The following is a 17,106-nucleotide window of genomic DNA, read 5'->3' as shown; positions in this document are numbered from 1 at the left end:
TTGTTCCCATGACGATGACACTGGATGCCCCGGGCGCCGTGACCACGGAGAACACGCCCACCGAGAAGCGGTACCGCTGGCGCTGGCCCGCGCTGTTCGTGATCCTGACCGGCTCGGTGATGGAACTGCTCGACATGACGGTCACGAGCATCGCCGGACCGGTCATGCGGACCTCGCTCGGCGGCGGCACCGCGATGATCCAGTGGCTCGGCGTCGCCTACACCCTCGCGATGGTGTCCGGTCTGCTCACCGGCGGACGGCTCGGCGACATCTTCGGCCGCAAGCGCATGTTCCTGATCGGCGCGATCGGCTTCGTCGCCGGTTCGCTGCTGTGCGCGGTCGCCGTGAGCCCCGAGATGATCATCGGCGCGCGGGTGGTGCAGGGCCTGTTCGGCGCCGCGATGGTCCCGCAGGGCCTCGGCATGATGAAGGAGATGTTCGCCGGGAAGGAGCTTCAGTCCGCGTTCGGCATGTTCGGCCCGGTGATGGGACTCGCCGCGGTCGGCGGCCCGATCCTGGCGGGCTGGCTGGTCGACGCCGATCTGTTCGGCACCGGCTGGCGGATGATCTTCCTGGTCAACCTCCCGATCGGCGCGCTGGCGGTGCTCGCCGCCATGAAGTTCCTGCCCGAATCCCGCCCCGGCGGTTCGCTCAAACTCGACATCCCCGGCGCGCTGCTCGCCACGACCGGTGCGCTGCTGATCGTCTTCCCGCTGGTCCAGGGCCGCGAGTACGGCTGGCCGCTGTGGGCGTTCGCGATGATGGCGGCCTCGGTCGTGGTGTTCGGGGTGTTCGCGTGGTTCGAGAAGCGCAAGAGCCGCCGCGGCGGTGACCCGCTGGTCGAGCCCAGCCTGTTCCGCAAGCGCAGCTTCCTCGCCGGGATGGCGACCGGGACGATCTACTTCGCGGCGTTCTCCGGCTTCGGTCTCGTCTTCACGCTGTACCTGCAGCTCGGGCTCGGTTTCTCGCCGCTGAAGGCCGGGCTGACCGGGGTGCCGATGTCGCTCGGGATGATCGTCGGGATGGGCCTGGTGCAGGTGGTGCGCAAGCACGGTCGCAAGGTGCTGCACACCGGCGCGCTGATCATGGCCGCGGGCGTGGTCGCCCTGCTGTCACTCCTCGGCCCGGAGGCCGGTCCGTGGCTGCTCGCGCCCGCGTTGCTGGTGGTCGGGATCGGATCCGGGCTGATCATGGGGCCGTACTTCGAGATCGCGTTGTCCGGTGTGGAGCCGTCTGAGGCGGGCTCGGCGTCGGGGGCGCTGACCTCGCTCCAGCAGGTCGGCGGCGCGCTGGGGATGGCGCTGCTGGGCACGGTGTTCTTCGACGCCGGGACCGCCGGCCCGACCGACGCCGCCCAGCGGACGTTCTGGGTGGTCGCGGTGATGGTGATGCTCACCTTCGCGGTCGGGTTCCTGCTGCCCAAGCGGATCCGCGACGTAGAGTCGGCCGGGTAGGCGATCGAGCTGGGAGGCCGCGTGGCTGGGACCGGGTACTTCACATCCGTCGAAGACGTGACGGCGAAGCTCGCCGACACCGGCTACCTGGCCTCCGCGGCCGTCGCCACCACGGTGTTCCTCGCGGACGCCCTCGGCAAGCCGTTGCTGATCGAGGGCCCCGCGGGGGTCGGCAAGACCGAGCTGGCGAAGGCCGTCGCGCAGGCGAGCGGCTCCCGGCTCGTGCGGTTGCAGTGCTACGAAGGCGTAGACGAGTCGCGGGCGCTGTACGAGTGGAACCACGCGAAGCAGCTTCTCCGGATCACAGCGGGCAAAGACGAGACGTGGGACGAAGCCCGCAACGACATCTTCGGTGAGGAATTCCTGCTGGCCCGGCCGCTGCTGACGGCCATCAAGGGCGACGAGCCGACCGTCCTGCTCATCGACGAGACCGACAAGGCCGACGTCGAGATCGAGGGATTGCTGCTGGAAGTGCTCGGCGACTTCCAGATCACCGTCCCGGAACTCGGCACGATCACCGCCGGACGCAAGCCGTTCGTGGTGCTGACCTCGAACGCGACGCGGGAGCTTTCCGAGGCGCTGCGACGGCGGTGTCTCTTCCTGCACATCGATTTCCCCGACGCCGCACTGGAACAGCGCATCGTGCGGCTCAAGGTCCCGGGCGTCGACGACGCGCTCGCGGCGTCCGTGGTCAAGGTGATCACCGCGCTGCGGGCGATGGAACTGCGGAAGGCGCCGTCGGTCGCCGAGACCATCGACTGGGCCCGGACCCTGCTGGCGCTCGGCGCGGACAGCCTCGGCGAGGACGTCGTCCGCGCGAGCCTCGGTGTCATCCTCAAGCACCAGGACGACGTCCTGAAGGCGGACGCGCGGCTGGAACTCGGCAAGGTCCTCGACTCGTGAGCGGCGTGCCGGGCAGGCTCGTCGAATTCGTGGAAGCGTTGCGGGAACACGGGATCCCGGCGGGTCCCAGCGAGACGGTCGATGCCGCCGCGGCACTCGAAGTGCTCGGCCTGGCCTCCCGCGAGCAGATGCGGGAAGGGCTCGCGGCCGCGCTGGTGCGGCGCGGCGGCCAGCGCGCGGTGTTCGACGCGACATTCGACCTCTACTTCCCGCTCGGCGTCGGCGCGCCGTCGCAGGACCCCGTCGACGACCTGGCCGCGTTGCGCGACCGGCTCGCCACCGCGCTCGCCGCGAACGACCAGACGGACTTGACGCAGCTGGCCGGGCTCGCCGTCGACATGCTGGGGGAGTACGGCGGCACTGCGGGGACCGGTGGCTGGTCGGCGCATCAGACGCTGGAACGGCTTCAGCCGCAGACACTCGTGGTCCGTGTGCTCGAAGCGATCCGCGCGGGGGCTTCGGACGATTTCACCGACAGACTGGATCGCGACGACGTCCGCCGCCGGGTCGAGGGCTTTCGCGGGCTGGTGCGGACCGAAGCGCGCCGCCGGGTGGCGGAAGTCCGTGGCAGGGAAAGGGTTTCGCGGCACGCCGTGCCGCCCGCCGCCGACCGCGTCGACTTCCTGCTCGCTAGCCGCGCGCAACTCGCCGAACTCCGCCGGGTCGTCCAGCCGTTGTCGCGCAAGCTCGCCACCCGGCTGGCCGCCCGGCGACGGCGGCACGCGCGCGGGCAGATCGACCTGCGCCGGACGTTGCGGCGTTCGCTGTCCACCGGTGGCGTCCCGATGCGGCCGTCGTACCGGCGGCACCGGCCGGGAAGGCCGGAAATCGTGTTGCTGTGCGACATGTCGGGGTCGGTGGCCGGCTTCGCGAACTTCACCATGCTGCTGGTGCAGGCCCTGCGGGACCAGTTCAGCAAGGTGCGGGTGTTCGCGTTCATCGACGCGTGCGACGAGATCACCCACCTCGTCGACACCGGCGCGGCCGATCCGGAGGACCTCGGCGCGCGCATCCTCGCCGACGCCGAGCTGACCCGCTGGGACGGGCACAGCGACTACGGGCACGCGCTCGGCGAATTCGTCGAGCGGTACCCGGATGCCGTGGGCCCCAAGACATCCATGCTCATCCTCGGGGACGCCAGGACCAACGGCGGCGACCCGAACCTGGCCGCGGTGCGTGGCATCGCGGCAGCGGCGAGGCATACGTACTGGCTCAATCCCGAGCGGACGGCGTTGTGGTCCACCGGCGATTCCGAGGCGCACGCCTACGCGGAGGTCGTCGAGATGCACGAATGCCGGAACGTGCACCAGCTGACCCGGCTGGTGACCCGGCTTCTGCCCGCCTGAGGCTGCGTCTTGTAAGGCTTCAGCGCGGCGCCGGGTCCGGCTTCAGCGCGGCCTTCCCGTAAGCGTCGGCGTTGCTGAAGACTTCCTGCCCGTACTGGGTGGAGTTGTTGTAGGTCAGCACCGCTGTCCACCAGCCGTCGGGATCGCCGAGGTCGCCGCCCCGCGCGCACATGTACCGCGCGGTGGTCAGCGCGGCGTCGTCGATGTTCTGCGGATCCGGCTTGGCGCCGTCACCGTTCGCGCGGACGCCGTACCGCTTCCAGGTGGCGGGCAGGAACTGCATGGGGCCGACGGCGCGATCCCACTTCGCGTCGCCGTCGAGCGCGCCCTTGTCGGTGTCGACGACGGCCATCACGCCGGGGGAGCCGTCGAGCGGGATGCCGATGATCGGCGGCGTCACGACGCCGTCCTCGCCGGCGCGGGAACCGTCGTGCCGGGCGTGCTGCGACTCGGTGCGGCCGATCCCGGCGATGGTCGCCCAGGTGATTTCGCAGCGGGGAGTGGTCTTCGCGGTCTTCTCAGCCGCGTTCACGTACGCCAGCAGGGTGCGCGAAGGGATGTCCGTGTTCTCCGACACCTTCGCGATCCAGGCGTCCTTCGCGGCCGCGGCGGGCAGCGGTCCGGCGTCGCCGGGGATCGCCGAACGCGGCGCGGGGGAGAGCGCGGGCACGGTGAACGCCGGTTTGACCGGGACGGGGTCGCGGTCGTTGAGGCTGACCACGACCCAGACGGCACCGGCCACCAAGGCGCCCACGACCAGGAGCGAGAGCATCACGCAGCCACGCGGGCCGCGTTTCCTGGGCGGAGGCTGCCACTGGTCCATGAAGTCCAGCGCCGAAGGGGACGAAGCGGTCACCGGATCCACGGTACGTGACGAATGTGGAGAACTTGTGAGGCCCGTTGTCCAGGTGAGCTGGGCCACTCGTCAGGTGAGCCAGGTGTCGATCTCCGCGTGGATCGAGCGCTTCACTTCGGCGGGCGCGTAGGACGCGTCGACGGACGCCCGGGCGAGACCGGCGAGCGCGAGGTCGTCGTAGGCGAACGCCTCCCGTGTGCGCAGGAACTCGTCGGTCAGCGTCGTCCCGGTGATCGACGGGACGTCGGTGCTGAGGGTGACCACGAGCCCGGCGTCGACCAGCCGGGGCAGCGGGTGCTCCTCGAACGACGGCACGAGGCCGATCGTCACGTTCGACGACGGGCAGACCTCCAGCGCGATCCCGCGTTCCCGCACCTCGGCGACCAGCGCGTCGTCCTCCAGGATCCGGATTCCGTGGCCGATCCGTTCGCTGCGGCCGATTTCGAGGGCCTCGCGGATGCTGGCCGGTCCGGCGTCCTCCCCGGCGTGGTGGATCAGGCTCAACCCCGCTTCCTCGGCCTCGTCGCAGATCCCGGCGAACGGCGCGAGCGGGTACTTCTCCTCCCCGGCGAGGCCGATCGCGAACACCCCGTCCCCGGCGTACCGGCGGGCGAGGTCGAGGGTGAGCCGGGCGCGCTCGACCGACCGGCGGCGCGAATGGTCCAGGATCACCCGCCAGTGGAGCCCGTGTTCGGCCGCGCCCGCCGAGAGTCCTTTGAGGACGGACGCCAGCGGCATGTCCGGCTCGCCCAGCCGTTCGCCGTGCGACGCCGCGGTGAAGGTGACCTCGGCGTAGCGGACGCCGTCGGCGACCTGGTCCTCGCAGAACTCCCGCGCCACCCGTTCGAAGTCCTCCGGCCTCCGCAGACAGGACCGCAGCAGCCCGTTGTAGTCACCGAAGGCGCGAAACCCCTCGAAAACGGGTTGTTCCGCGGGGACGGCGATGCCGTTCGCCTCCCCGATGTCACGGAGCGTGTCCGGCCGGACGGTGCTTTCGAGGTGGACGTGCAGATGAGCCTTGGGCAGCACCGAAAGATCCCGCATGAGCCCGAACCTAGCGGCCTGGCACCGGTCGCGCGCCTCGTTTTCCCGGAGCCTGATATCCGAAATGAGTGATTTGGCGCGCTACGGGGAACCCGGCGGCCATGATCGGTCGTTGAGCAGGCAACCAGACGACCCCGAGGAAAGGGACCATCGTGGCTCTACTGCGGAAGTTGACCGCCCTGGCCGGCACCGCCGGGGCCGTGCGTGCCTACGTGCGCAAGAACCCCGAGAAGGTGTCCAAGGCCGTGAACAAGGCCGCGACCTTCGTCGATCACAAGACCAAGGGCAAGTACCACAGCCAGATCGACGGCGCGGTGCGCAAGGTCGACGGGATGACCGGACGGCCGCCCCGTCGTCCCGACCAGCCCTAAGCCTCGGCGAGCGTCTCGAGGACCTGCTCGCCGTACTTCGCGAGCTTGTTCTCGCCGACGCCGCTGACCGTGCCCAGTTCCTGCAGCGTGGTGGGCCGTTTGGTGGCGATCTGGCGCAGGGTCGCGTCGTGGAAGATCACGTACGCGGGCACTCCCTGCTCCTTCGCCGCCGCGGCCCGCCACGAACGCAGCAGTTCGAACACCGGCGCCGCCTCGGCGGGCATGTCGGCGGCCGCCGCCTTCTTTGCGCTGGACCGGGCCGCGGCCTTGGCCGCCCGCTCCGGCTCACGCCGCAGCTGGACCTTCCGCTGCCCGTTCAGCACCTCGGAGCTGCCCTCGGTCAGCACGAGCGAGCCGTAGTCGCCCTCGACCGCGGCGAGCCCCTGCGCCAGCAGTTGCCGGACCACGGCCCGCCACTCGGGCTCCTTCAGCTCCGTGCCGATCCCGAAGACCTTCAGCGAATCGTGCCGGTGCTGGGTCACCTTCGGCGTCGACTTGCCGAGCAGGATGTCGATGATCTGCCCCGCGCCGAACTTCTGCCGCCGCTCGTTCTGCAGCCGGACGATGGTGGAGAGGATCTTCTGCGCCGGGATCGTGCCGTCCCACGTCTCCGGCGGCGCCAGGCAGGTGTCGCAGTTGCCGCAGGGCTCGCTGTGCTGACCGAAGTACGTCAGCACCTGCACGCGACGGCATTCGACCGTCTCGCACAGCGCCAGCATCGCGTTGAGGTGGGCGCTCTGCTGCCGTTTGTGCGCCTCGGATCCCTCCGACAGGTCGATCATCTTGCGCTGCTGGACGACGTCCTGGAGGCCGTACGCCAGCCACGCCGTCGACGGCAGCCCGTCCCGGCCCGCGCGACCGGTCTCCTGGTAGTAGCCCTCGACGGACTTCGGCAGGTCCAGATGCGCGACGAACCGGACGTCCGGCTTGTCGATGCCCATGCCGAACGCGATCGTCGCGACCACGGTCAGCCCGTCCTCGCGCAGGAACCGCGACTGGTGTTTCGCACGCGTCCGCGCGTCCAGCCCGGCGTGATACGGCACCGCCGGAATCCCGTTCTCCACCAGGAAGTCCGCGGTCTTCTCCACCGAATTCCGGGACAGGCAGTAGACGATCCCCGCGTCGCCCTTGTGCTCGGTGCGCAGCAGCTCCAGCAGCTGGCGCTGCGGCGAGTTCTTGCCGACGATCCGGTACTGGATGTTCGGCCGGTCGAAACTCGCGACGAAGTGGCGCGCGTCTTCGAGGTTGAGCCGGGACGCGATCTCCGCGTGGGTCGTCTTGGTGGCCGTCGCGGTCAGCGCGATGCGCGGCACGTCCGGCCAGCGTTCGTGCACCGCGGACAGCATCAGGTAGTCGGGCCGGAAGTCGTGCCCCCACTGGGAGACGCAGTGCGCCTCGTCGATCGCGAACAGCGAGATCTTGCCGCGGTCGAGCAGCCGCACCGTGGATTCGACCGAAAGCCGTTCCGGCGCCAGGTACAGCAGGTCCAGCTCGCCGGCGAGGAACGCGGCCTCGACCTTGTTCCGCTCGGTGTAGTCCTGCGTCGAGTTGAGGAAGCCCGCGCGCACGCCGAGGTTGCGCAGGGCGTCGACCTGGTCCTGCATCAACGCGATCAGCGGTGAGATCACCACGCCGACCCCGGGCCGTACCAGCGCCGGGATCTGGTAGCACAGCGACTTCCCACCGCCGGTGGGCATGAGGACGAGCGCGTCACCGCCTGCGATGACGTGATCGACGATCGCGTGCTGATCGCCGCGGAAGTCGTCGTAACCGAAGACGCGGTTCAGCGTTTCGAGGGCTTCCGAGGTACCGATGTCGGGGGCTGCCACCCGGACGATTCTAGGGGCGGGGTCCGACAGTCGACGCGCCCGCGCGCCTCAACGCGGGATGTCCCAGTCCAGCGACCGTTTTCCGGTGACGACCGGCCGGTAGCCGTGGACGACCGGCCCGCCGGTTTCGAGCGCCGTCGCGGTCTGCTCCAGCAGCTCGGTCAGGCTGGCGGGCCACTGATCGAAACGCACCGATCCCTCGTGGTCCCACTCGCCGAGCCGCCCGGTGGCGGTGCGCTGGTCGAGGAACAGGCCGTCGCCCCCGCCGTCGAGGGCGATCGGCACGAACCGTCCGTGCCACCAGGAACCGACGCTGTCGTCCGAGCCGCTCGACATCAGCACCTCGCACAGGACCTTCGCCTCGCGCTCCACGTTCTCCGCGGACGCGAGGTGGTAGAACGGCGGAAGGGCGAAGCTGTCGCCGATGACCGAAACGCCGTCGTGCCGCAGAAGGGACGCGACGAGTTCGGCGGGGAAGGCGACGCCGCTCCGCCGTTGAGCCTCGGTGATCCGCGCGATCGTCGCGGGTGGCTGGAGGGTCGCCGCCGTGGTCGGCGCCTTGGCCGCGAGCCAGCGTTCGACGCGGTCCCAGGCGGCGTTCACCCGGCGGGTGGTGGCCTCGGGGACCGGGTCGAGCTCGGCGGGCCCCTGGCCGAGGCGGCAGCCGCTGTCGACGGTCAACGTCGGCCGCGACGTGGGGATCGGCGCGGCGGTGGAGTACGACGGCGTCTTCGGTGTGGTCACCGGGGCCTGCTCGGCCGAGAGCCACTGCATGCCGTCGGATTTCCCGCGCCGCATCGTGACCGCGAAGACGAGTCCCAGCACGACGACGACGCTCGCGACGGCGATCACCACCGCGCGCCCCCACTGCTTGCGCATGGGGAGACTCTAGTCCTCCTCGGCGGCCTTCCGGCGTTCGCGGCGGCCGCGCGCGATTTCGGTGGCGAGCGCGTCGAGCGGCCCGGTCCAGAACCGCCGGTACTGCTCCAGCCAGCCGTCGATCTCCTTGAGCGGGCCGGGATCCACCGAGTACAGCCGTCGCGCGCCCTCGGCGCGGACCGTGGTGAAGCCGTTCTCGCGCAGGACGCGCAGATGCTGGGAGACCGCGGGTTGCGAGATGCCGAATTCGGCGCGCACCACCGTGGTCACGTCGCCGGAACTCAGTTCCCCGCCCGTCAGCAGTTCCAGGATCCGGCGGCGCACCGGATCCCCCAGGACGTCGAACGCGTGCATCCGGCAACTATCACGGCCTGGGCTTATATAAGTCAAGGGTGCAAGGCAGGGGTCACCTCGCGGTGGCATCGTGGGCGGGAGACGCCGGAAGGGGAATCGATGAAACTGGCCGAGGTGCTGGCCGACGGGTTCGGCCGCGTCCGGGAGGTCGTGCACGAAGCCGTCGAGGGTCTCGACGCCGAGCAGCTGATCTGGAGCCCGGCGCCGGGCTCGAACACGATCGCGTGGCTGGTCTGGCATCTGACCCGCGTGCAGGACGATCACGTCGCCGATCTGATGGGCACCGAGCAGCTCTGGACCGCACAAGGCAGGCTGGACCGGTTCGGCCTGCCGTTCCCGGCGGCCGACATCGGCTACGGGCACCGTCCCGAAGACGTCGAGGCGGTCCGGGTCGACTCCGCCGACCTGCTGACCGAGTACTACGACGCGGTGCACGAAGCGACGACGGCGTGGGTCGCGGGCCTCACCGAGGACGACCTCGACCGGGTCGTCGACGACGCCTGGGATCCGCCCGTCACCCTCGGGGTTCGCCTGGTCAGCGTGCTTTCCGACGACCTCCAGCACGCCGGGCAGGCCGCGTACCTCCGGGGGCTCGTACTCCGCGATACGTAGCCGAGGTGCCGCTCCTCGACGGACGACGGGAGCCCCGCCCGCCGAAACACTGGGCGCATGAGTACTTCCACAATGCGGAGACCGCCGAGGACGCTCACCCCGCGGTGGCGGAAGTTCGTCCTCGTCGTCCATATCGTGTCGTCGCTCGGCTGGCTCGGGATCACCATGGTGAACGCGGTCCTGACCTTCACCTCCGTGTTCACCGACGACGCCCGGCGCCAGCACGCGGCCATCCTGATGATGGACCAGGTCGGCGGCTACCTGCTGGTGCCGGTGAGCCTGACCGCGCTGATCAGCGGGATCGTGCTCAGCGTCGGCACGAAATGGGGGCTGATCCGGTACAAATGGGTCGCGATCAAACTGGTGCTGACTCTGATCGCCCTCGGGCTGACGCTGTTCTCCCTGCTGCCAGGGCTCCGTGAACTGGCCGCGGCCGCCGAGTCCACTATGGACGGCGAACTGGTGCCGATGGGCCGCCGGGTCGACGGGTTCTACCCGATCATCGTGTCCTCGACGATGTACCTGACCATGACCGTGCTGTCGGTGTACAAGCCGGGTGGCAAGACGGCTTACGGACGCCGTGTGACCGCGACGCGGACCCGCGAAAGCCGGCTCGCCTAGAGCCTAGAACTGTTCGAGAGCCTGCTCGATCCGGTCCGCTTCGGCGCGCAAATCGTCCAAGACGGTTTGCGCGGAGGCGGTCTCGTCGTTCGCCGTCTCTTCTTCGAGTTCGGCGTCGGCGAGCCGCCGCCGGAGTTCGTTCGCCTTCTCCGTGGCCTTTTCGGTCCGGCGTTCCGCGCGGGAGAGGTCGATTTCGGCTTGTTTGCAGGCTTTCGCGAGATCGGCCGCTTCGCGCCGGAGCCGGTTGAACTCCGCCAGCCGTTTCTGTTCGCGTTCGGCCTCTTCCCGGGCCTTCTCGATCCGCTCCTGCTCGGCCTTCTCGGCGGCCTCCCGTTTCGCTTTGCGCCGATCGTCCAAATGCGACACGGTGGCGGGCTTTTCCCGCTCCGGAGCGGGTTTCTCCTGCTTCGGTCTCGGAATGAACCCACTGGTCAGCCATTGGTCGCCCGCGCTGTCCGCGCCGCTGCTCAGCCGACCGGCCAGCGCCAGCGCCGCCACCTCGGGATCGGCCACGACGGCTTCGAGGGTCGCTTCGACCTCACGGGTGACGGGCTCGCTCATCGAACGCTCGTCCTGGAGGATCCGGTTCACCAGTTCCTGCCGCCGGCGGGTGAGTTTGCGCAGCTCCGCGCCCGCCAGCGCCGAATGCGCCTTGCGCAGATCGTCACCCAGCCGGGCCAGTTCCGCCAGCTCCGGAGAGCCCGCGCGGCGATTGAGGATCGTCGCGGCGAGCGTGGGTTTCCGGAGCGCGCGAATCCGTTCGGCCAAGGCGGCTTCACCGGCCGCCTTGGCTTCCTTCGCCCGCTGGTTGCGCACCGAGACGAACTCGGCCGGATCGCCGGCGTAGAGCTCGTCCGCGACCTCGTCGAAGTCCATCGTCCTCCGCAGGGGCAGATCAGGTGGCTGTCACGTCTGACGATGATCCCATGAGACTCCGGAGCTTTCAGCTTTTCGGGGATATCCGGTCACGTTCCACCCTCGCCTCGACGACCCGCTCGACTTTGTGGACATCGGGCATCGAATCGGCGACGCCGCCGGAGGACTGCGACGCGCTCATGGCGGCGGTGGCCCATTCGAGATCGGCGTGGTCGAAATTCCGCTTCTTCGCCAGGACCCGGTGAATCAAGGCCGCGCTGAACGCTTCGCGAGCTCCGGGGGTGTCCCGGAGCCGGGCCGGGAACCGCGCGATGTCCAGATCAGTGCTTTCCGAACGGACGACGCAGCCGAATTCCTCCGTGACGCAGACCCCGCGGACGCCCAGCGCCCGCAAGCCTTCCGTCAGCTCTTCGATGCTCAGCTCGCCCTGACAGCCCGGCATGAGCTTCCGCAGTTCCAGCGATCGCCGATCAAGAAGTCGATGTCCCGGAAATGGTCGTAAAGCGCTTGGGGATCCTTCACCGGAGGTGACGGCCTGACCACGACGAGAGGATCGTTCTCCGATTCTCGTACCGCGCGCAGTGCGGCGCGGGCCGTGTCGAGCGGTTGTTCGAAGGTGAGCACGACCGCGTCGGACGCTTCGAGCGCGCTCCGCAGTCGCGTGGTGTGGAAATCGGTGGGGACCAGGCGGACCAGCTCCTGGTTCGGCCACGAGAGGTACCTTCCCCGGCCGGACGGGGTCTTGAGCACCGCGACGACGGGCGACATCGCGTTCGGCGTGATCTTGACCAGATCCGTGCTCAGCCCTTCGCGATCCATGTACCCGGTCAGCTCCCGGCCCGGCGCGTCGTCACCGATCGCGGTCATGAGGTGCACGTTCATCCCCATCCGAGCGCTCGCCACGGCGTGGACGAGACCCTTCCCGCCCGGATGCGTCTCGTACGTCTCCAGTTCCGCCGACGCCCCGGACTCGGGGAGGTGGTCGGTGACGTAGACCTGGTCCATCACCGCGGAACCGATCACCGTGAGCGTCGCCCCGGCTTCGCCGTCACGGGACCTGCTCGCTTCGGCGGGGACCGGATCCGGCCACGATTCGCGGACACACAGTTCGGCGAGCTTCTCGATGGCGTCGGCCTCCTGCGTCGTGCGCAGGCCGCGGACCGTCATCGAGGTGGCCGGGGCAGGCACTCCGAGCCATTCGTGGATCCGGCCCCACAGTTCCACCAGGCGCTCACGGCGTTCGCCGACGTCGGCGGCGTAGAGCGAGGCGATCTCCCGGTGGTCGGGCAGCCGTTCCGCGAGCAGGCCGAGCGACAGCGCGGCGTCGACGATCGCGAGCTCGGTCAGGGGCAGCTGGCCGGCGACCCGCCGGATGACCGTGTCCGCCGCCTCCGGCGCCAGCCCGTCGGCGGACGTGGCCCGTTTGACGATGGGCAGGTCGAAGAGGGCGCGTACCCTGACCTCGGTCGAACGCAGCCGGGCCGCGTTCAGCCCGGTTCGCGTCCGGAGGCGGGTCAGCGCGGTCCGGACTGCGTCGGCGTTGGGGATCGGACCACTCATGGGGGTTCACGGCTCCGTTCGGATCAAGGCAGCCGGCGGTTCTCGGGAGTCATGGCCGACGCCGGTGCTGCAAGTGGCGGAGTTCGGCGGCGAATGCCGAGAGGCGAAGATCCGTTCCGGGCCACCGTGTGCGCCTAGCGTATCGGCTTTCGCCGAGCCACCCGCCGGACCGGTGAATCCGGATTGCCCGGAGCCGGTCGGACCAAGGGGAGATCGGCATTTTGGAGGTGGCGGGCTCCCCTCGGCGGAACGACGATGTGCGTCAGGGGGAAGCCATCTGCCGCTGGAGGAACGAATGTCCGTGACCGAAAGCGTTCCCGTTACGCCACAAGCGAATTTCCTCGGTTCAGGACCGTACCCGGAGCATCGGTGGCGCGTGGTGGCCTGGTCCGTCCTCGCCGGTTTCGCGCTGACGGTGATCTGGTCCGCGCCCTTTGTGGACAGTGTGATCGGTGACAGTGTGGCCAACACCCTCCTGGGGCACAACGCCAAGGAGACCCCGATCGGCGGTGTCCTCGCCGGGACGCTCTTCGCGTTCGTCTCCGGACTCGCCGGCACGTTCACCGCGTGCAACATCGCGGCTTTCGGCGCCGTCGCCCCGCTCGTCGGCGGCGAGACCGCCGGGCGGCCGAAGTTCGTCGACACGGTGAAACCGCTGGGCTGGATCGCGGCGGGGATGTTGACGGTTTCGGTGGTGTACGGCGTGATCGTCGCGCTCGTCGGTACCCGGATGCCGCAGTTCTCGACCGCTTCGCCGCCGAGCGGGCTCACGCCGCGGAACATCCAGTCGATGATCGTCTACGGCGTGATCGGGATCGTGTTCATCGTGCTGGGGCTGGCTTCCGTCGGCATCGTCCGCAACCCGATCGCCGGGCTCACCCGCCGGTTCCCGCCCGCGCCGCTCGTCCTGATGGGCGCGCTCATCGGCGGGTTCCTGATCGGCAGGCCGTTCCCGCTGTTCCGGATGATGTTCCGCAGCGCGGCCGAAAGCCACAACGTCTTCTACGGCGCGGCCGCGTTCGCCCTCCAATCGGTCGGCAACATCGTGGTCATGGCGTTGTTGTTCCTGTTGCTCACGAACGGCACCGGCGGACGGCTGCAGCGCTGGATGCTCGCCAAACCCACCAGGATCGCCGTCGTGACCGGCGCCGCGCTGCTGGTCGCCGGCACGTTCACGCTGCTGTACTGGGATCTGCGCGTGCTCGGCCGGACCGGTGTCATCTGGTATCCGACCGTCAAATGGTGAAAAGCCTCGCCAGTACCTGCCCGACCGAATCCTGAAGGCACCTCGCCGCGTCCTCCCGGCCGGCGAGGTGTTTCAGCAGACCCTGCTGGAACAGCCCGTCGAAGAGCGCGTACGTCGTCGACGGCGCGAGATCCAGCGGCTTGCCCAGCAGTTCCGCGTACCGGGACACGACCCGCCAGATCATCAGTTCGAGTGTCTCGTCGATGGCGAGCACGTCGGCCTGGAACACCTTCTCGAACAGGCTCTGGTTGCGCAGGTCGTACCAGAGCCGATGCAGCGGGGCGTTCTCGCGCAACGTGCCCGCCGTCGCGGCGCCGAAGGCCAGCTTCAGTTCTTCGGCGGTCTCCGCGGTCTCGACTATCCGGTCGTACCGGGTGACGCATTCGGCCTTGTACTGCTTGACGCAGTAGGTGATCAGCTCGGCCTTGTTCCGGAAGTAGTAGTGCAGTACTCCATGGGAGAACTCGGAGTTCTGGGCGATCTCCCGCAGGCTCGTGCGGGCGTAGCCCAATTCGGACAACGTGACCAGTGCCGACATCGCCAGCTGCGCGCGTCGCTGATCGAATCTGTCCACCCGGCGGGTTTCGTCACCGCTGCGGTCCGCAACGTCGGTCACAGTTCCCGGTTCCCGTCGCCTCGGGTGCCCGCCGACCACGAGCACGTCGTCGGATTCTAGCCCGGGGAAGGCTTTTCTTGCGGCCGACAGAATTTATTCGAGCCACTCGGTGACGAACCGGTCGCTTTCGTGGATGTGGACGGCCTCGTAGATTTCGGGACCGATCACGGCGAACTTGTGCGGGGTGTCCGCGGGGATGACCAGGACCTCGCCCGCCCCTCCATCGCGTTCGGTGTCCCCGACGGTGAACCTGGCCCGGCCGCGGATGATGACGAACGTTTCGCGGTACGGGTGCCGGTGCAGCCTCGGTCCGGAACCGTCGACATCGGTGCGTTCGCGGATGATCGAGACTCCGGAACCGATGTCGCGGCCTTCGACGTTTTCCAGGGTTTCAGTGGCCATCACGCCACCCTAACCCCGGCCGCGCGCGCCGTGGGGTCGTTCGGCGGCCGGGTCAGAAGGGCGGCTCTGGGCTTCCCGCGGTCACTGGCGTTCGCTCCCACGCTCCGTCGGACGGGGCGCCACCCGAACTCCGGCCCGCCTTGTTCACCTTCGCCGTGGCGTAGCGCAGCGACGGGCCGATCTCGTCGACGTCGAGTTCGATCACCGTCCGTTTCTCGCCTTCCTTGGTCTCGAACGATCGCTGTTTCAGCCTGCCCTGCACGATCACCCTGGTGCCCCGGGTGAGTGACTCGGCCAGGTTCTCCGCGGCCTGTTTCCACAGTGAGCAGCGCAGGAACATCGGGTCGCCGTCGCGCCATTCCCCGCTCGCGCGGTCCAGCACGCGCGGTGTCGACGCGACCGTGAAGTTCGCGACCGCCGCTCCCGACGGGGTGAACCTCAGCTCCGGATCGGTCGTCAGGTTGCCGATCACCGTGAGCACCGTTTCGCCTGCCATGGGACTTCCTCCTCGCTTCCGCGCACGGACCCGGCCGGGCCCGTTGTCGCCTGGGAAGAGGAGACCACCGGGGTACGACAGTTTCCGGCGTCCCGCGGCGGCCGGGTGTCAGGAAAGGGTCGTTCAAGACGAAAAGTGTCCTGAACGACCCTTTCCTGACATCCCGGCCGCCGAAAAGCAGTCCCCGAGCCGAGCGAGCCCCTCCTCGATCCGATCGGAACCGACCAGCCCGTACCCGATCACCAGCCCCTCGCGCGTGCCTCCGTACGCGGAGAGGCTCTCGACCGCCACCCCGGCCCGCGCCGCTTCCGCGACGACACTGTCCACAGTGACCGTCGCATGTGGATCGGCCAAAGCGCACAAATGGAGTCCGGCGCTGGAAGGGACCACCTCCAAGACGTCCCGCAGGAAGGTCAGGATCCGGTCCCGCCGCACCGCGTACTCCCGGGTCGCCTTGCGTACGTGGCGGGCGAGCAAACCCTCGTCGACGAAGCTCGCCAACGCGGTTTGCGTGACGAGGTCGCCATGCCAGTCCGTCAGTTGCTTCGCCTGCCGCAAGGCCGGTCGAAGCGACGCGGGCGCGACGAGGAAACCCAGCCGCAACAAGGGAAGCAGGGTTTTCGAAAACGATCCGACGTAGATCACCCTGCCGTCGCGGTCCAGGCTTTGGAGCGGTTCGAGCGGCCGGTCCGAGAACCGGAACTCGCTGTCGTAGTCGTCCTCGACGATCACGGCGCCGTTCCGCTCCGCCCATGCCAGCAACGCCGTCCTCCTGGCGAGTGACATCGGCGTGCCGAGCGGGAATTGGTGCGACGGTGTCGTGTAGATCAAGCGCGTTCCCTGGACGAGCGCGGTGACGTCGAGCCCTTCGGCGTCCACAGGCACCTTCACGACCTGGGCGCCGAGAACGGTGAAGAGCCGCTCGGCCGGGGGATAGCCGGGATCCTCGACGGCGACCCGCGTCCCGGGTTCGATCAGCACCCGGCCGATCAGGTCGAGGGCCTGCTGCGCCCCTTGGGTGACCAGGACGTCCTCGCCGGCGGCCCGCACCGACCGGGAAACGCCGATGTGCCGGGCGATCGCGACCCGCAGCGCTTCGAGCCCGGCGGGATCGGCGTACCCCGAAGGCGGCAGCAACGAAGGCCGCAGCGCCTGGCTGACCAGCCGCCGCCAGGTCCGCAGCGGGAAGAGGGCCGGATCCGGGACGCCGACGCGGAAGTCGAACTCGGGGGCAGGCCGGTCTTCGCCGAGCGGGGCCGGGAGCGACCGCCAGCGGGCGATCGGCCGTACCCCGGCGCCGGACGGCGCGGCGCGTCCCGCCCGTGCCACGGGATCGGCGCTGACGAACGTCCCGCGTCCGACGTGGCTTTCGAGGAAGCCCTCCGCGGTCAGCCGTTCGTAGGCGACCGCGACCGTGTTGCGCGAGACGTCGAGCTCGCGGGCCAGTTCCCTGGTCGGCGGCAGGCGTTCGCCGGTGCGCAGGCGCCCGTCGAGGATGCCTTCGCGGAGCTGGCGGTAGATCCGGGCGGCCAGATCGGTCTGACCGTCGAGGCTGATGTGGAACGGCACGCCCCGAGCCTATATTGGCCCAATCGGAATGCTCGATATTGGAACTGGGATGTGGCCAATCCGGAGCCTAAC

The 17,106-nt window shown here is 69.2% G+C and carries 19 protein-coding genes; 7 read left to right on the top strand and 12 right to left on the bottom strand.

Going from position 1 to position 17,106, the window contains the following annotated elements; translation table 11 throughout:
• The first annotated feature begins 8 nt into the window (after positions 1-8).
• From AB0N89_RS04155 to AB0N89_RS04145, 3 genes are read left to right on the top strand one after another with little or no spacing between them, the layout of a single operon-like run.
• A complete protein-coding gene (locus tag AB0N89_RS04155) occupies positions 9-1,454 on the top strand; it encodes an MFS transporter (protein WP_364199992.1) in 1,446 nt (481 codons plus the stop codon).
• A 21-nt stretch (positions 1,455-1,475) separates the two neighbouring features.
• Entirely contained in the window at positions 1,476-2,357 is an 882-nt protein-coding gene (locus tag AB0N89_RS04150; RefSeq protein WP_364199990.1) for a MoxR family ATPase, read from the top strand.
• Positions 2,354-3,703 (top strand): VWA domain-containing protein, encoded by a 1,350-nt coding sequence (locus tag AB0N89_RS04145; RefSeq protein ID WP_364199988.1) that lies wholly within the window; start codon positions 2,354-2,356, stop codon positions 3,701-3,703. The genes AB0N89_RS04150 and AB0N89_RS04145 overlap by 4 nt, the downstream gene beginning before the upstream one ends.
• A gap of 19 nt (positions 3,704-3,722) precedes the next feature.
• Here AB0N89_RS04145 and AB0N89_RS04140 read toward each other — a convergent pair whose 3' ends face one another.
• Both AB0N89_RS04140 and add read right to left on the bottom strand, forming a co-directional pair.
• Complete coding sequence (locus AB0N89_RS04140; RefSeq protein ID WP_364199986.1) at positions 3,723-4,559, bottom strand: lytic murein transglycosylase; 837 nt, start codon at positions 4,557-4,559, stop codon at positions 3,723-3,725.
• Positions 4,560-4,628: 69 nt separating this feature from the next.
• Complete coding sequence (add, locus tag AB0N89_RS04135; RefSeq protein ID WP_364199984.1) at positions 4,629-5,603, bottom strand: adenosine deaminase; 975 nt, start codon at positions 5,601-5,603, stop codon at positions 4,629-4,631.
• Positions 5,604-5,755: 152 nt separating this feature from the next.
• Here add and AB0N89_RS04130 point away from each other — a divergent pair, with 152 nt between their 5' ends.
• Positions 5,756-5,974, top strand: coding sequence for an antitoxin (locus AB0N89_RS04130; protein WP_364199982.1), 219 nt, complete (start codon positions 5,756-5,758; stop codon positions 5,972-5,974).
• Here AB0N89_RS04130 and recQ read toward each other — a convergent pair.
• Genes recQ through AB0N89_RS04115 form a run of 3 tightly spaced genes read right to left on the bottom strand, consistent with a single transcriptional unit; the run spans position 5,971 to position 9,036 of the window.
• Complete coding sequence (gene recQ / locus AB0N89_RS04125) at positions 5,971-7,803, bottom strand: DNA helicase RecQ (protein ID WP_364199980.1); 1,833 nt, start codon at positions 7,801-7,803, stop codon at positions 5,971-5,973. The genes AB0N89_RS04130 and recQ overlap by 4 nt on opposite strands.
• A 48-nt stretch (positions 7,804-7,851) precedes the next feature.
• Positions 7,852-8,682 carry an SMI1/KNR4 family protein gene (locus AB0N89_RS04120; protein ID WP_364199978.1) on the bottom strand — a complete coding sequence of 277 codons (831 nt, stop codon included), beginning with the start codon at positions 8,680-8,682 and terminating at the stop codon, positions 7,852-7,854.
• 9 nt (positions 8,683-8,691) lie between these two features.
• On the bottom strand, positions 8,692-9,036 hold the full coding sequence (locus AB0N89_RS04115) for a metalloregulator ArsR/SmtB family transcription factor (RefSeq protein WP_364199976.1): 345 nt from the start codon (positions 9,034-9,036) through the stop codon (positions 8,692-8,694).
• Between the two features lie 99 nt (positions 9,037-9,135).
• Between AB0N89_RS04115 and AB0N89_RS04110 the strand changes: the two genes are divergently transcribed.
• Both AB0N89_RS04110 and AB0N89_RS04105 read left to right on the top strand, forming a co-directional pair.
• A complete protein-coding gene (locus AB0N89_RS04110) occupies positions 9,136-9,648 on the top strand; it encodes a DUF664 domain-containing protein (protein WP_364199974.1) in 513 nt (170 codons plus the stop codon).
• 57 nt (positions 9,649-9,705) lie between these two features.
• A complete protein-coding gene (locus AB0N89_RS04105; RefSeq protein ID WP_364199972.1) occupies positions 9,706-10,269 on the top strand; it encodes a hypothetical protein in 564 nt (187 codons plus the stop codon).
• 3 nt (positions 10,270-10,272) lie between these two features.
• Here the strand turns inward: AB0N89_RS04105 and AB0N89_RS04100 are convergent, their stop codons facing one another.
• The 3 genes from AB0N89_RS04100 to AB0N89_RS04090 form a co-directional block, all read right to left on the bottom strand.
• The gene (locus tag AB0N89_RS04100; protein ID WP_364199970.1) at positions 10,273-11,145 is read right to left on the bottom strand and encodes a hypothetical protein; all 873 of its coding nucleotides are present in this window, start codon (positions 11,143-11,145) and stop codon (positions 10,273-10,275) included.
• 67 nt (positions 11,146-11,212) lie between these two features.
• A complete protein-coding gene (locus AB0N89_RS04095) occupies positions 11,213-11,587 on the bottom strand; it encodes a hypothetical protein (protein WP_364199968.1) in 375 nt (124 codons plus the stop codon).
• The gene (locus AB0N89_RS04090) at positions 11,563-12,705 is read right to left on the bottom strand and encodes a PfkB family carbohydrate kinase (RefSeq protein ID WP_364199966.1); all 1,143 of its coding nucleotides are present in this window, start codon (positions 12,703-12,705) and stop codon (positions 11,563-11,565) included. The genes AB0N89_RS04095 and AB0N89_RS04090 overlap by 25 nt, the downstream gene beginning before the upstream one ends.
• 295 nt (positions 12,706-13,000) lie before the next feature.
• Between AB0N89_RS04090 and AB0N89_RS04085 the strand changes: the two genes are divergently transcribed.
• On the top strand, positions 13,001-13,951 hold the full coding sequence (locus AB0N89_RS04085) for a hypothetical protein (protein WP_364199965.1): 951 nt from the start codon (positions 13,001-13,003) through the stop codon (positions 13,949-13,951).
• On the opposite strand, the gene AB0N89_RS04080 is transcribed toward AB0N89_RS04085, so the two are convergent.
• From AB0N89_RS04080 to AB0N89_RS04065, 4 genes are all read right to left on the bottom strand, one after another.
• Positions 13,941-14,567, bottom strand: a complete 627-nt coding sequence (locus AB0N89_RS04080; protein ID WP_364199963.1) for a TetR/AcrR family transcriptional regulator — start codon at positions 14,565-14,567, stop codon at positions 13,941-13,943. The genes AB0N89_RS04085 and AB0N89_RS04080 overlap by 11 nt on opposite strands.
• A 93-nt stretch (positions 14,568-14,660) precedes the next feature.
• Positions 14,661-14,969 (bottom strand): cupin domain-containing protein, encoded by a 309-nt coding sequence (locus tag AB0N89_RS04075; protein ID WP_364199961.1) that lies wholly within the window; start codon positions 14,967-14,969, stop codon positions 14,661-14,663.
• Between the two features lie 52 nt (positions 14,970-15,021).
• Positions 15,022-15,465 (bottom strand): single-stranded DNA-binding protein, encoded by a 444-nt coding sequence (locus tag AB0N89_RS04070; RefSeq protein ID WP_364199959.1) that lies wholly within the window; start codon positions 15,463-15,465, stop codon positions 15,022-15,024.
• 123 nt (positions 15,466-15,588) lie between these two features.
• Positions 15,589-17,034 carry a PLP-dependent aminotransferase family protein gene (locus tag AB0N89_RS04065; RefSeq protein WP_364199957.1) on the bottom strand — a complete coding sequence of 482 codons (1,446 nt, stop codon included), beginning with the start codon at positions 17,032-17,034 and terminating at the stop codon, positions 15,589-15,591.
• Positions 17,035-17,106: the final 72 nt, after the last annotated feature.

Source organism: Amycolatopsis sp. NPDC089917 (assembly GCF_040684635.1).
Lineage (GTDB): Bacteria > Actinomycetota > Actinomycetes > Mycobacteriales > Pseudonocardiaceae > Amycolatopsis.
The sequence above is the reverse complement of the archived record's forward strand: the minus strand, read 5'-3'. Positions and strand labels throughout refer to the sequence as shown.